The sequence below is a fragment of the Leifsonia sp. Y862 genome, from assembly GCF_057669585.1.
Map to the genome: position 1 here is coordinate 787,472 of NZ_JBYHFR010000001.1, position 14,354 is coordinate 801,825.

A 14,354-nucleotide genomic window follows, 5' to 3' on the forward strand; every position below is an offset into this window, starting at 1 on the left:
GCCGGTGCGCGCTACCCGACCCGTGAACCCCGTTCGGCGATGAACTCTGCAAAGGTGCGGCGACCATACGGCTCTCCAGGAACCAGGATGTTGCCCGCTGCGAAGCCCGTGAAGATCTTGCCGGGCATTCTGAGGGGCCAGATCGGGCGTCGAGTACCGGTTGAGGCGGCCCAGATCGCCTCGAATTCGCGGACGGGGCGGCGCTCTGGTCCACCGATGTCTGCGACCCGGCCGGCGGCATCCGCTCCCACCAGCTCAACCAGGCGGGTGGCGACCTCGACGGGGTGGATCGGCTGCGCCCTGAATGATGGTGCCCACAGCACGGGGGAGAGACGCTGCGCTGTGCAGATTCGCTCGATGAGCTGGTGGAACTGGGTGGAGCGCAGGATGGTGAACGGCATGGCGGATGTCGACACCAGGGTCTCAATGGCCAGCTTGTCGCGGTAGTACGGCAGCGGAATGTTGTCGATGCCCACGATCGAGATTTGGACGACGTGCCGCACCCCAGCCGCGCGTGCGGCTGTCACGAGGTTGGATGCCGCTTCAACGTCGTCTTTTCCCGTCGCGAGGTGCACGACAGTGTCGACGCCGGCGACCGCCGACGCGAGCCCGATGCCCGTCAACAGATTTCCGGTGGTGAGCCCAGGCCCGCTGCTGCGGCTGAGAGCCCGCACGTCATATCCGCCGCTGCGCAACTGGGCAACGGTGGGCGTACCGAGCGTTCCGGTTGCACCGGTGACCAGCACGGTGGTCACGGTTCCTGGCCTGTCATCATGAATCCATTGTGCGGCAACTGTCGATATAAACGGTCGATAATAGAAGAGTGCCTGTTTACCGAGATGAAGCCGTTGTGCTGCGTACCCACAAGTTGGGCGAGGCCGACCGTATCGTCACGATGCTCACCAGGGAACATGGCAAGGTTCGCGCAGTAGCCAAGGGCGTGCGCAGGACAACGTCGAAGTTCGGGGCACGGCTCGAACCATTCATGGTCGCCGACGTGCAGCTCTACGAGGGCAGAAGCCTCGACATCATTACCCAGGCAGAGTCACTCGGGTCATACGGCGCGCTCATCACCTCCGACTACGCGAGCTACACCGCGGCTAGTGCGATGGTGGAGACCGCCGACAAACTGACGGAGTCTGAGGGGTCGCTGCAGCAGTACCTGCTGCTCGTTGGGGCGTTGCGTTCCCTCTCCAAGCGCGAGCACGGCGCGGCTCTCACCCTCGATTCCTACCTGCTGCGTGCATTGTCGATGGCGGGCTGGGCTCCAAGCTTCCAGGACTGCTCCCGGTGCGGAGCTGTCGGCGAGCATTCCGTTGTGGTGGTGCAACTGGGCGGCATCGTCTGCGACGACTGTGCTCCTCCCGGATCCGCGCGCCTCGACGCCGCCACCATTGCGCTGCTCGGCGCGCTGCTCACGGGCGACTGGGCGCAGGCCGAAGCTGCTGAGGCACGAACTCAGGGGCAGGCGACCGGCGTCGTCGCCGCGTACACGCAGTGGCACCTGGAACGATCGTTGAAATCCCTGCAACACGTCAGCAAGTGACACACGTCAGCAAGTGAGACACGTCAGCAAGTGAGCCACGTCAGCAAGTGAGCCACGTCAGCAAGTGAGAGAGAGTCGATGAGTCCGAAGCAGTTCACCCACAAGGACGCGGTGGAGTACAAGCCACTCGATTGGACGGGGCTCTACCCTCCTGCGCTGCCGGCCAAGGTCGTACCAGACCACGTCGCAGTCGTTATGGACGGCAACGGTCGTTGGGCGAACGCGCGTGGGCTCACTCGAATCGAGGGGCACAAGGCTGGGGAGGCGTCGCTCCTGGATGTCGTCGCCGGCGCCATCCAGATCGGCGTCAAGCACCTGAGCGTGTACGCGTTCTCCACCGAGAACTGGAAGCGCTCTCCCGACGAGGTGCGTTTTCTCATGGGCTTCAACCGGGATGTTCTGCACCGCAGGCGCGACCAGCTGAATGAGTGGGGAGTGCGCGTGCGCTGGGCCGGACGACGGCCGAAGCTCTGGGCATCCGTCATCAACGAACTGCAGTATGCAGAGGAGCTGACGAAGGACAACAGCACCCTCACCCTCACCATGTGCGTCAACTACGGCGGGCGAAACGAGATCACGGATGCCGTGCGCCAGATCGCAGAAGACGTCGCGGCAGGCCGGATGAAGCCGTCGGCAGTCTCGGAGAAGTCGATCCAGCGTCGCCTCTACGTTCCTGACCTGCCTGACGTCGACCTGTTCGTGCGGAGCTCAGGGGAGCAGCGCACCAGTAACTTCATGCTGTGGCAAAGCGCCTATGCGGAGATGGTGTTCCTCGACACGCTGTGGCCGGACTTCACTCGCGTCGACCTGTGGCGGGCCATCGAACTCTACGCGTCGCGCAATCGGCGCTACGGCGGAGCCATCGACAAGCCGACGGAGTCAACCGGCCTGTAATCAGCCGGCCTGTAGTCGCCGTGCCCGCCGGCCGGGAGACCGGCGAATCGGGAATACCGGGGAGGGGTGTCGTGTTTGGCCAACCGTGAGTGAAACTATCAAAGTAGACATCTGGTCAGACATCCAGTGCCCCTGGTGCTATATCGGCAAGCGCAAGTTCGAAGCTGGCGCAGCCCAGTTCGGCGGCGATGTCGAGGTGGAGTACCACAGCTATGAACTCTCGCCCGATACCCCCGTTGATTTCGCCGGTACCCCTACCGAGTACCTCAGCCAGCGCAAGGGCATGCCCCTTGAGCAGGTCGAGCAGATGCTCCAGAACGTGACCGACATCGCCAAGAGCGTCGGTCTCGACTACGACTACGGCTCTGTGCACCAGACCAACACGGTCAAGGCACACGAGCTCATTCACTACGCGAAGTCGAAGGGCCGCCAGCTTGACATGAAGGAGCGCCTGCTCAAGGCGTACTTCGTTGATGGCGCCCACGTCGGACGCATCGAAGACCTCGCCGACCTCGCAGCAGAGATCGGTTTCGACCGTGCAGACGTGGTGCGCGCCCTCACCGAGAACGAATTCCTAGCCGACGTGAAAGCGGATGTCGCGCTGGCCCAGGAATACGGCATCCAGGGTGTGCCGTTCTTCGTCATCGACGGTAAGTACGGCGTCTCTGGCGCGCAGGACGCGTCAACGTTTGCCCAGGTACTTGAGCAAGTACGATCAGAGAAGTCAGAGTCAGCTGCAGTGCTGACCCCCAGCGCATCGACCCCCAGCGCATCGACCGAGGAGTAGACCACATGAGCGACACCGTCACCACCGAAGAAGCCACCGTCGTCGACGCTGGCGCACGCCCGACCATCGAACTGCTCGGCCAGGCTGAGGCCGGCGGATGCTGCGGTGGTGGTGCCTGCGGCATCTAGGGTCTCGAGACGGCCCTGGCGGGCCTCCTCGACCACCGGTTTTTCGTTGGTTGAGGAGCGCCAGAGGAACGAGGTCGCGTCTCGAAATCCGCTCCCGCCGAACACGAGGGCGGCGCCGCGCGGGTCGAACGCAGCGATGCGGTAACTGCAGTGACAGCGCAGCTGCGTTCAACCCGCGCAGCGCGAAATCGTCGCGACGAGGGTCTCGAAATCAGCCTCCGTGACCAGCTCGCTACTCAGCGTCCGAGATGTCGGCCACTGTCGCATCGAGGGCCCGGATCAGCGCATCGGCATCCACGAATGCGCTGTAGCCGTGTTCGCCGGCTCCCATCGCCACCTCGCGACCGACCAGGCTCGCATCGGCGAACACCGGCCACGCCGTCGTGCTCCCGAGTGGAGTGATTGTTCCCCGCTCGTATCCCGTCGCCTCCAGCGCCAAGGATTCGTGGGGGAGCGAGAGCTTGTTCACGCCAACCAGAGTGCGCAGCTTCGCCCAGGAGATCTTGCGGCCGCCCGGTATCAGCGCGAACACGTAGTCGCCGTCGTGACGCTTCACCACGAGCGTCTTGACGATGTCGCCCGGCTCGATTCCCATCAGCGCGGCGGCTTCCGCCAGGCTGCCGGCGGCAGGACGCGAAACGATACGAACGTCGAGGCCGCGCGCTGCGGCATCCGTCAGAACGCGCTCGTGACCGACGGTCGCACTGCTCGTCTCAGCGCCGGTCTCAGCGCTCTCATTGGCAGCATTCATGAAACGCCCCGTCTTTCTGGGAGAATTGAAGTTAATGACTCCTGTATCCACGATAAGCCAGCCAGCACCGTTGACCATCGGACCCCTGAAGCTCGACGTTCCCGTCGTGCTTGCGCCGATGGCCGGCATCACGAACACGGCCTACCGCAGGCTCTGCCGCGAATTCGGTGCCGGCCTCTACGTGAGCGAAATGATCACGTCGCGGGCCCTCGTCGAACGCACGCCGGAGTCCATGCGCCTGATCACCCACCACGAGAGCGAGAAGACTCGCTCCATCCAGCTCTACGGGGTCGACCCGAAGACCGTGGCGGATGCCGTGACCCTGCTGGTCGCAGAGGATCGCGCCGACCACATCGACCTGAACTTCGGCTGCCCTGTGCCCAAGGTCACCCGCAAGGGCGGCGGCTCAGCACTGCCCTGGAAGAGCACCCTGTTCCGTCAGATCGTCGAAGCCGCGGTCAAGGCCGCAGGCCCCCTGCCGCTCACGGTCAAGATGCGCAAGGGCATCGACTCCGATCACCTCACCTACATCGAAGCCGGTAAGGCCGCTGAGGGCGCCGGGGTTGCCGCCATCGCGCTGCACGGCCGCACGGCCGCCGAGTTCTACTCCGGTCAGGCCGACTGGTCTGCCATCGCGGCCCTGAAGAGCGCGATCACCTCTGTGCCCGTGCTCGGCAACGGCGACATCTGGTCGGCCGACGATGCCCTGCGCATGATGAGCGAGACCGGATGCGACGGCGTCGTCGTCGGCCGCGGCTGCCTCGGACGGCCCTGGCTGTTCGGCGACCTCGCCGCAGCGTTCGACCCTGAGGCGCATCCAGGGGAGGGCTTGATCCAGCCGAACCTCGGGACCGTCGCCCAGACGTTCCGCCGCCACGCAGAGCTGCTCACCGAATTCTTCGACAGTGAAGAGCGCGGATGCCGCGACATCCGCAAGCACGTCGCCTGGTACTTCAAGGGTTACCCGGTCGGCGGCGACCTGCGTGCCAGCATGGCCACCGTGCAGTCGCTGGCCATGCTCGACGATCTGCTCGGCCAGCTTGATGCCGACCAGCCGTACCCCGGCATCGGCGCAGAAGGCCCCCGAGGTCGCGCCGGAACGCCGAAAAAGCCGGCCCTGCCGGAGAATTGGCTTGACTCACGCGAGCTCGACGGTGTGCAGCGCGAGAATCTGACCGAAGGCGAAGGGGACACCAGCGGTGGCTAACAGCACGGGATACAGCGCGCACGACGAAGAACGCGCGCTGCCGGAGGCGCACAGCTCCAGGCGCAGTGATTTCGCCAGGGATCGTGCCAGGTTGCTGCACTCCAGCGCGCTCCGTCGGCTCGCCGCAAAGACCCAGGTGCTGAGCCCCACCGCAGGGCTCGACTTCGCCCGCAATCGTCTCACCCACTCGCTTGAGGTCGCCCAGGTCGGCCGCGAGCTCGCGCTCCGTCTTGGCCTCGACCCCGACATCGTCGACACCGCGTGCCTCGCGCACGACATCGGCCACCCACCGTTCGGCCACAATGGCGAGAAGGCACTGAACGCCTGGTCTGCCGACATCGGCGGCTTCGAGGGCAATGCACAGACCCTGCGCCTGCTCACCCGTCTTGAGCCGAAGGTGTTCGGCGCTGACGGCCACAGCTACGGACTGAACCTCACCCGCGCCAGCCTCGACGCCAGCTGCAAGTACCCGTGGCCGACGGCGTCGTCGGTCGCCGACCCGAGCGGCAGGGCAAAGTTCGGTTTCTACCCGGATGACGCCCCAGCCTTCACCTGGATGCGCGACGGTGCACCAGAGCGTCGTCTCTGCATCGAAGCCCAGGTCATGGACCTCTCAGACGACGTCGCATACTCCGTGCACGACTTCGAGGATGCCGTCGTCAACGGCTACATCGACGTGGCAGAGCTTGGCAGCCGCGTCAACCACGACGAGCTGGTCGCCTCGATGTACGAGTGGATCGGCGGCGAGATCAGCCACGACGAACTCATCGCAGCATTCGACCGGCTCGACTCCCTCGACGCCTGGCTCGAGAGCTGGACCGCAAGCCGCCAGGACCAGGGCAGGCTGAAGAACCTCACCAGCCAGCTGATCGGGCGCTTCTGTGGTGCGGCCGTCGAGGCAACCCGGGCCGCGTACCCGCAGGAGAACCTCATCCGCTTCGCAGGCTCGATTGTGGTGCCCCGCGAAATCCAGGCCGAGATTGCGGTGTTGAAGGGCGTTGTCGCCGCCTTCGTCATGTCGAAGACCACGAGGCAACCGATTTACACCATGCAGCGCGAGGTGCTCGTTGAGCTCGCTGACGCACTGCTGGCCACCGGGTCCTCACAGCTCGACCCCGGCTTCAGAGACGACTGGCACGCCGCCGCTGACGATGCCGCACGCAAGCGCGTTGTCGTCGACCAGGTCGCGAGCCTCACCGACCAGTCGGCTTTGGCCTGGCACGAACGGCTCGTCAACGAGCACCTCTCGCACGAGCGGGTTACGCCAAGGGAGCTGCACTAGAATTCAGCTATGGCAGGACTAATTCGACAGAGCGACATCGAAGAGGTCAAGGCCCGCACGAACATCGCAGACATCGTGGGCGACTACGTCAGCTTGAAGTCTGCGGGTGTCGGTTCAATGAAGGGCCTCTGCCCCTTCCACGACGAGCGAAGCCCCAGTTTCCACGTGCGCCCTCAGGTGGGTTTCTACCACTGCTTCGGCTGCGGAGAGAGCGGCGACGTCTATTCGTTCCTGCAGAAAATGGACCACGTCAGTTTCAGCGAGGCCGTCGAACGGCTGGCCGGCCGGGTCGGCATCGAGCTGCATTATGAAGACGGTGGCGCTGCCCCCGACCATGCCAATCGAGCACGCCTGCTCGCCGCCAACCAGGCTGCTGCCGACTTCTTCGTCGAACAGCTGAGCAGCCCAGGCGCCGACGTCGGCCGCCGCTTCCTCGGTGAGCGCGGCTTCGATGCGATGGCAGCCGAACGATTCGGCATCGGCTTCGCGCCGAAAAGCTGGGACGAACTCACCAACCACCTGCGCTCGCGCGGCTTCAGCACGGAGGAGATCACCCTCGCCGGGCTGGTCTCCAGCCGCGAGGGGGCGAGCGGTGTCTACGACAGGTTCAGGGGCCGGCTCGTCTGGCCCATTCGCGACATCACCGGCCAGACGATCGGCTTCGGGGCGCGCAAGCTGCTCGACGACGACAAGGGCCCGAAGTACCTCAACACTCCAGAGACGCCGGTTTACCACAAGGCACAGGTGCTCTACGGGCTCGACCTGGCCAAGCGTGACATCTCCCGTACGCACCAGGTTGTCGTCGTTGAGGGCTACACGGATGTCATGGCCTGCCACCTCGCCGGTGTCACGACGGCCGTCGCCACCTGTGGAACCTCGTTCGGCGTCGACCACATCAAGGTGCTTCGCCGAGTGCTCGGCGACGATTCCCGCCTCGGAGAGGTCGTCTTCACCTTCGACCCCGATGCCGCAGGCCAGAAGGCAGCACTGCGCGCCTTCACAGAGGAACAACGATTCGCCGCGCAGACCTTCGTCGCGGTGGCACCTGAAGGCTTCGACCCCTGCGACCTTCGGCTGAACAAGGGCGATGACGCCGTTCGCCGCCTGATCGACTCGAAGAAGCCGATGTTCGAGTTCGTGATCAAGCAGCAACTCAGCCAGTACAACCTCGAGACCGTTGAGGGTCGGATCGCGGCGCTGCGCTCTGCCGCTCCCATCGTGAGCGAGATCCGTGACCCCGCGCTCCGGCCCGGCTACTCCCGTGAGCTTGCCCGCATGCTCGGTCTCGACATGAGCGAGGTGTCCAAGGCCGTCTCCGCCGCAGCAGCACGAGCACGTGCAGGCGAGAAGTCTGAGAAGTCAGAGAAGACCCAGCAGCGCCACTCTGATGAGACGCAGGAGGCTCCACGCGAGAAGCCGTTCTCACTGGTCGAGCTTCCAACTGATCCGGCAACGAGGCTCGAGCGCGATGCGCTCATGGCCATGTTGCAGCGTCCAGCCCTTGTCGGCGCCGACCTCATTGCCAGGGCGACACAGACCATGTTCACCCACCCATCGCTCGCCGTCGTTCGTGACGGCATTGCGGCCAGTCTTGATCACACCGACAGCCCTGGCTGGCTCGATCACGTCATCGGTGAAGTGCCGGCGACGCTCGCGAACCTCGCACAGGAACTGGCCGTCGCCCCGTTGCCAGAACGGTCTGAGCGTGAGGTTGGCCCCTACGTGAAGGACATCACGACCGCGCTGATCGACCGCGAACTGCTCCGGCTGAAAGCAGATCTCATGGGCCGTCTCCAGCGCGCTGACCCGACAGATCGAGAGATCTATTCGGCCATCCAGCGTGAGCTTGTTCGCGTCGAAGCTGAACGGCGCAATCTCAGGGCGGAATAGCCCCCAACATTGCAGGTATGTAAAGAAGCTGCGTAATCCGCAGGTTTTGCCCTCTTTCTGTGCTAATTCTGTCTGTACAGCACTGCGTTGAAGCACGTTCGCGTGCCTTCGATGTACAGACACCAACAGGAAGAGGTATACGGATATGACATCCGCAACCACCAACGGTAAGCGCGCCATCGCCGCAACCGCAGCATTCGCTGCGGCAGCGATCGTGCTTGCCGGCTGCTCTGCCGGTTCCAACAGTTCAGGTGGGGCATCCCTCACCATCGGTACGACCGACAAGGTCACTACCCTCGACCCCGCCGGCGCCTACGACAATGGCTCGTTCCAGGTCGCCAACCAGGTGTTCCCGTTCCTCATGAACACGCCGTATGGCAGCCCCGACGTCGAGCCAGACATCGCAACGAAGGCAGAGTTCACCTCTCCCACCGAGTACACCGTCACGCTGAAGCCAGACCTCAAGTGGGCCAACGGCAACGACCTCACGTCGTCAGACGTGAAGTTCAGCTTCGACCGCCAGGTCAAGATCGCTGACGAAAACGGCCCGTCGTCACTGCTGTACAACCTCGACAGCGTTGAGGCAACGGATGACACCACCGTCGTGTTCCACCTCAAGCAGGCCAACGACCAGATCTTCCCGCAGATCCTGTCGAGCCCCGCAGGCCCGATCGTTGATGAAGAGGTCTTCGCTGCAGACGAGCTCACCTCAGACGACGACATCGTCAAGGGCGACGCATTCGCAGGCCAGTACACGATCACGAGCTACAAGTTCAACGAACTCGTCGGCTACAAGGCATACGCAGACTATGCGGGCGTCCTTGGCGCCCCAAAGACCGACGTCGTCAACGTGAAGTACTACGCCGATTCCTCCAACCTCAAGCTCGACGTGCAGGAAGGTAACATCGACGTCGCGTTCCGCAGCCTGTCTGCGACCGACATCGAAGACCTGCGCGGCAACGACAAGGTCAAGGTCGTCGATGGTCCTGGTGGAGAGATCCGCTACATCGTCTTCAACTTCAACACGCAGCCGTTCGGCGCTACGACCGCTGAAGCCGATGAGGCAAAGGCCCTGGCTGTTCGCCAGGCCGTTGCAGACTCCATCGACCGCGAAGAAATCGCGACGCAGGTCTACAAGGACACCTACACTCCGCTCTACTCCTACGTGCCCGCCGGTCTGACCGGTGCCACGGAGTCGCTGAAGCCCCTCTACGGCGACGGCAACGGTGGCGCTGACGCCGAGAAGGCTAAGGCAACGCTGACCGCTGCCGGGATCACCGAGCCGGTCACGCTGAACATCCAGTACAGCAACGACCACTACGGCCCGTCGTCGGGTGACGAGTACGCCCTGATCAAGGACCAGCTGGAATCAACCGGCCTGTTCACGGTCAACCTGCAGACCACAGAGTGGGTTCAGTACTCGAAGGACCGCACGGAAGACCTGTACCCGCTGTACCAGCTCGGTTGGTTCCCTGACTACTCAGACGCCGACAACTACCTCACGCCGTTCTTCCTCACGGAGAACTTCCTGAGCAACCACTTCGACGACCCTGAGGTCAACGATTTGATTCTCAAGCAGGCCGTGACGCCTGACGTCGCAGAGCGCACCGCAATGATCGAGGAGATCCAGGACAAGGTTGCTGCCCAGCTGTCAACCCTGCCCCTGCTCCAGGGTGCACAGGTTGCCGTGACCGGCACCGACGTCACCGGAACCGACACCACGCTCGACGCGTCGTTCAAGTTCCGCTACGGAGCGCTGGCCAAGGGTTAGTAGTTCTTTCGCTAGGGTATGAAGCTCTAGCGCGATTACCGGGGGCATCTTGCTTGCGTGTTGAGCAGGGTGCCCCTGCACCGTTTCAAGCACTACCGTTTCAAGAACCGTTTGTCAGAACCGTCTGTCAGCCTCGTCCCGCTTCTGCGGGCGGGCCCGTTTTGCACATGTTAGGTAACAATGACCACAGTGGCATCGACGCCGCCGGCCAGTTCCACTCGGCCCGCAGAGCGCACACGTAAAGCTGGGGGTGGGCTGGCTCGGTATCTCCTCATCCGCTTCCTGCTCATCTTCCCCACAATCTTCATCCTGGTTTCGATGGTGTTCTGGTTGATGCGGGCGACGGGCGACCCGATCACCGCAGCCCAGGGCGGCCGGCTCACGGCAGACCAACTGGCCGAACGCATCCACGCCGCCGGGTACGACCGGCCCATCCTCGTGCAGTACTTCGAGTACCTCGGCCACGTCTTCACCGGAAACTTCGGCACGTCGATCAGCACGAATCGGCCCGTTACCGAGATCTTGATCACCTATGGCGCTGCCACGGCAGAGCTGGCGTTCTACGCGCTGCTCGTTGCCTTCATCGTGGGTATCCCGCTCGGCATGGTCGCCGCCTACTGGCGTGACAAGGCCCCCGATGCCTCCCTGCGCGTGTTCGCAATCCTCTGCTACGCCACTCCCGTCTTCTTCTCCGGCCTGCTGTTCAAGCTGGTCTTCGCCGTCTGGCTCAAGGTGCTTCCCGTTGCAGGCCGTGCCTCAACGGGCACGGAACTCCAAATGGAGTTCCTGCCAAACAAGACTGGTTTCTATACGATCGACGCCATCATGACGGGCGACCCTGCGGCGGTAGCGGATGTGCTCTCTCACGCCGTTCTCCCGGCTCTCGCCCTCGGGCTCCTCACCGCAGGCGTGTTCCTCCGGCTTGTGCGCACTAACGTCATCGGAACCCTCGGCACCGACTACGTCGATGCCGCCCGCTCGCGTGGGGTGAGCGAGTTCCGCCTGGTGCGCAAGCACGCATACCGCCCGGCCCTGATCCCGATCATCACGGTCATCGGCCTGCAGATTGCACTGCTCCTCGCTGGCGCCGTGTTGACGGAGACCACCTTCGAGTGGAAGGGCCTTGGCTTCATGCTCTCCGAGTTCTTGAAGGCCAGGGACTTCGTCGCCGTGCAGGGAATCGTTGCCCTGCTCGCAGTGATCGTTGCACTCTCCAACTTCATCGTCGACATCATTGCCGCCATCATCGACCCAAGGGTGAGGTACTGATCATGTCAACCCTGACACCACCGGAACAAACGCTTCCGACCACGCAGCCTGAGGCGCTCGACACGTCGAGTTCCGCCGTCGTTTCTCCCGCCCCCAAGCGCAGCATTTGGTCGCGGCTGCCTGTCGTTCACCAGCTCAGGCAGAGCGTCGGACTGCAGCGCGGAATGCTCATCGTCGGCCTCGTCATCACCGGCCTTTTCGTGCTGACCGCGATCTTCGCTCCGCTGCTCGCGCCGTATGGCTTCAGCCAACTGCGCGGCGCCGACGGCCTGTTCGGGGCTCAGCAGCCGCCGAGTGGCGAGCATCCGCTTGGCACGACGGTGGGTGGCTATGACGTGCTGTCGCGCGTGATCTGGGGCTCACAGACCGCGCTCTTCGTGATCGTGGTCGCCGTCGTCCTGTCGATCTTCGCCGGCGTGCTCCTTGGTCTTGTCTCTGGCTACTTTGGTGGCTGGCTCGACCGCGTACTCGTTGTGGTCTGCGATGCCGTCTACGCCTTCCCGACGCTGCTGCTCGCCATCGTCATGTCGATCGTGATCTCTGGCGGAAAGTCGAACCTCGTCGGCGGTGTGATGGCCGCGGCCATCTCCATCACCGTGGTGTTCATCCCGCAATATTTCCGGGTGATCAGGGCAGAGACCGTCCGTATCAAAGCTGAGGCCTACGTCGAGTCGGCCAGGGTGCTCGGTGCGAGCAACAGTCGGATCATGTTCAAGCACGTGTTCCGGAATGCCACGCGAACGCTGCCGCTCATCTTCACGCTCAACTCCTCAGAGGCGATCCTGACCCTGGCCGGGCTCGGATTCCTCGGCTTCGGTATCGAACCGACAGCGGCCGCAGAGTGGGGTTACGACCTCAACAAGTCGCTGTCAGACGTCACGAGCGGTATCTGGTGGACATCCGTGTTCCCCGGCCTCGCGATTGTGCTGGTGGTGCTGGGTATCACGCTCGTGGGCGAAAGCCTCAACGACCTCGCCGACCCGCGCCTCCGCGGACGCCGCAAGGTCGCAAAGTCAGCCGGTTTGGTGGCTGAAACATCCGTCGTTCCTGGCGGAACGCTGACCGCTGGCCCTGGAGGCCTTGACGGACTCGAAAGTGATCCGACAATAGACCTAGACGGATTGGAGACCAAGCCGTGAAACATGTCGTGAAGATCACGAACCTCGGGGTGTCATTCTCAACGGATGCCGGCGCGGTGAAGGCCGTCGATGGCGTCTCGCTCAGCGTCGCTCCTGGTGAAGTAGTGGCCATCGTGGGGGAGAGCGGTAGCGGCAAGACCGTCACCGCCAAGACCATCCTCGGGCTGCTGCCTGAGACGGCCACAGCCAATGGCGCCGTCGTTCTGTCAAGCAAAGACGGCCGCAGCGAGAATGACATCATCTCCCTGAGCAAGGCGCAGCTGCGGCAGGTGAGAGGCACTGACGTCTCCATGGTGTTCCAGGAGCCGTCGACCGCGCTGAACCCCGTCTATACAGTGGGCTGGCAGATCGCGGAGGGAATCCGCGCGCACGGCGAGTACACCAAGGCAGAGGCGCGGGCCAAGGCCATTGAGATCCTGGGGCGCGTTGGCATTCCAGATCCCGAAACCCGCATCAACTACTACCCGCACCAGTTCTCCGGCGGACAGAAGCAGCGCGTGGTCATCGCGATGGCTCTCGTGCTTGATCCTGGGCTCATCGTCGCCGACGAGCCGACAACGGCACTTGACGTCACGGTGCAGGCCGAGATTCTCAACCTCCTGCGGCGCTGTCGCGACGAATTCGGTACCGCGATCGTGTTGATCACCCACAACATGGGTGTCGTCGCCGATCTCGCAGATCGCGTTGTCGTGATGTACCAGGGCAAGGTCGTTGAAGAAGCGGATGCCCAGACGTTGTTCTCGAGCCCGAAGCACCCGTACACGAAGCGGCTGCTCGCGGCGGTTCCGCACGTCGGCCAGGGCATCGAACGGGCTGCGGAACGCGCGGAAGCCCGCGACGAGGAGTGGGCGTCGAAGCCGGCCGTCGTGGTGGCTGACAACCTGCGCATCCAGTATCCGGGCCGTTTCGGCAAGCCGGGGTTCGTCGCCGTTGATGGCGTGAGTCTCAGCATCCGTGCTGGTGAAGTTGTGGGACTGGTGGGCGAGAGCGGTTCAGGCAAAACCACGATTGGGCGGGCAATCGCCGGGCTCACCCGTGTCACAGGGGGCTCGCTCCAGGTGCTCGGCCACGAGATGAACGGCTTCAAGGAACGCAACTTCAAGCCGGTGCGCAGTGATATCGGCTTCGTGTTCCAGGACCCGGCGTCGAGCTTCAACCCGCTGCTGACGATTGCAGACTGCGTGGCAGAGCCACTCATCGTGCACGGGCGCGCATCGAGCACGAGTGCGGCGAGGGCCAGGGTGAATGACCTGCTCGAGGCTGTTCAGCTGCCGCGTGCGTATGGTGATCGTTTCCCGCATGAACTGAGCGGTGGCCAGCGCCAGCGTGCCAGTCTCGCGCGGGCGCTTGCCCTCGAACCGAAGCTGCTGATCGCCGATGAGCCCACCTCTGCGCTTGACGTGAGCGTGCAGGCGAGGGTTCTCGAACTCTTCGCTGAGCTGCAGCGCGAGTTCGGTTTTGCGGCCCTGTTCATCAGTCATGACCTGGCTGTCGTCGACATCCTCGTTGACCGGATTGCCGTGCTGTACAAAGGCAAGCTGGTGGAGGAAGGCACGGGCGCAGAGGTACTCGGCGCACCGAAGGATCCGTATACGCAACGGCTGCTCGCCTCACTTCCAGTGCCGGATCCTGCGGAGCAAGCGTTGCGTCGGGAGGAGCTGCGCCGACTGCGTGCGGCAGGATAAGTACT

At 63.7% G+C, this 14,354-nt stretch carries 13 protein-coding genes; 11 read left to right on the top strand and 2 right to left on the bottom strand.

Annotated features, from left to right (window positions below; all coding sequences use genetic code 11):
* Positions 1 to 11: 11 nt before the first annotated feature.
* On the bottom strand, positions 12 to 755 hold the full coding sequence (locus tag AC25Z0_RS03720; protein WP_488118915.1) for an SDR family oxidoreductase: 744 nt from the start codon (positions 753 to 755) through the stop codon (positions 12 to 14).
* Between the two features lie 68 nt (positions 756 to 823).
* Here AC25Z0_RS03720 and recO point away from each other — a divergent pair, with 68 nt between their 5' ends.
* From recO to AC25Z0_RS03740, 4 genes are all read left to right on the top strand, one after another.
* A complete protein-coding gene (recO, locus tag AC25Z0_RS03725; RefSeq protein WP_488118916.1) occupies positions 824 to 1,546 on the top strand; it encodes a DNA repair protein RecO in 723 nt (240 codons plus the stop codon).
* Positions 1,547 to 1,624: 78 nt separating this feature from the next.
* Complete coding sequence (locus AC25Z0_RS03730) at positions 1,625 to 2,440, top strand: isoprenyl transferase (protein ID WP_488118917.1); 816 nt, start codon at positions 1,625 to 1,627, stop codon at positions 2,438 to 2,440.
* Positions 2,441 to 2,525: 85 nt separating this feature from the next.
* On the top strand, positions 2,526 to 3,227 hold the full coding sequence (locus tag AC25Z0_RS03735; protein WP_488118918.1) for a DsbA family oxidoreductase: 702 nt from the start codon (positions 2,526 to 2,528) through the stop codon (positions 3,225 to 3,227).
* Between the two features lie 5 nt (positions 3,228 to 3,232).
* The gene (locus AC25Z0_RS03740; protein ID WP_488132350.1) at positions 3,233 to 3,355 is read left to right on the top strand and encodes a hypothetical protein; all 123 of its coding nucleotides are present in this window, start codon (positions 3,233 to 3,235) and stop codon (positions 3,353 to 3,355) included.
* A 232-nt stretch (positions 3,356 to 3,587) separates the two neighbouring features.
* On the opposite strand, the gene AC25Z0_RS03745 is transcribed toward AC25Z0_RS03740, so the two are convergent.
* A complete protein-coding gene (locus tag AC25Z0_RS03745; RefSeq protein ID WP_488132351.1) occupies positions 3,588 to 4,106 on the bottom strand; it encodes an aminoacyl-tRNA deacylase in 519 nt (172 codons plus the stop codon).
* Between the two features lie 34 nt (positions 4,107 to 4,140).
* Here AC25Z0_RS03745 and dusB point away from each other — a divergent pair, with 34 nt between their 5' ends.
* From dusB to AC25Z0_RS03780, 7 genes are all read left to right on the top strand, one after another.
* Entirely contained in the window at positions 4,141 to 5,313 is a 1,173-nt protein-coding gene (dusB, locus tag AC25Z0_RS03750) for a tRNA dihydrouridine synthase DusB (RefSeq protein WP_488132352.1), read from the top strand.
* Positions 5,306 to 6,595 carry a deoxyguanosinetriphosphate triphosphohydrolase gene (locus AC25Z0_RS03755; RefSeq protein WP_488132353.1) on the top strand — a complete coding sequence of 430 codons (1,290 nt, stop codon included), beginning with the start codon at positions 5,306 to 5,308 and terminating at the stop codon, positions 6,593 to 6,595. Before dusB ends, AC25Z0_RS03755 begins: the two co-directional genes overlap by 8 nt.
* Before the next feature lie 9 nt (positions 6,596 to 6,604).
* On the top strand, positions 6,605 to 8,485 hold the full coding sequence (gene dnaG / locus AC25Z0_RS03760) for a DNA primase (protein ID WP_488132354.1): 1,881 nt from the start codon (positions 6,605 to 6,607) through the stop codon (positions 8,483 to 8,485).
* 145 nt (positions 8,486 to 8,630) lie between these two features.
* Positions 8,631 to 10,256, top strand: coding sequence for an ABC transporter substrate-binding protein (locus tag AC25Z0_RS03765; RefSeq protein ID WP_488118924.1), 1,626 nt, complete (start codon positions 8,631 to 8,633; stop codon positions 10,254 to 10,256).
* 180 nt (positions 10,257 to 10,436) lie between these two features.
* On the top strand, positions 10,437 to 11,525 hold the full coding sequence (locus AC25Z0_RS03770) for an ABC transporter permease (protein ID WP_488118925.1): 1,089 nt from the start codon (positions 10,437 to 10,439) through the stop codon (positions 11,523 to 11,525).
* A 2-nt stretch (positions 11,526 to 11,527) separates the two neighbouring features.
* The gene (locus AC25Z0_RS03775) at positions 11,528 to 12,664 is read left to right on the top strand and encodes an ABC transporter permease (RefSeq protein WP_488118926.1); all 1,137 of its coding nucleotides are present in this window, start codon (positions 11,528 to 11,530) and stop codon (positions 12,662 to 12,664) included.
* Complete coding sequence (locus AC25Z0_RS03780; RefSeq protein WP_488132355.1) at positions 12,661 to 14,349, top strand: ABC transporter ATP-binding protein; 1,689 nt, start codon at positions 12,661 to 12,663, stop codon at positions 14,347 to 14,349. Before AC25Z0_RS03775 ends, AC25Z0_RS03780 begins: the two co-directional genes overlap by 4 nt.
* Positions 14,350 to 14,354 lie beyond the last annotated feature (5 nt).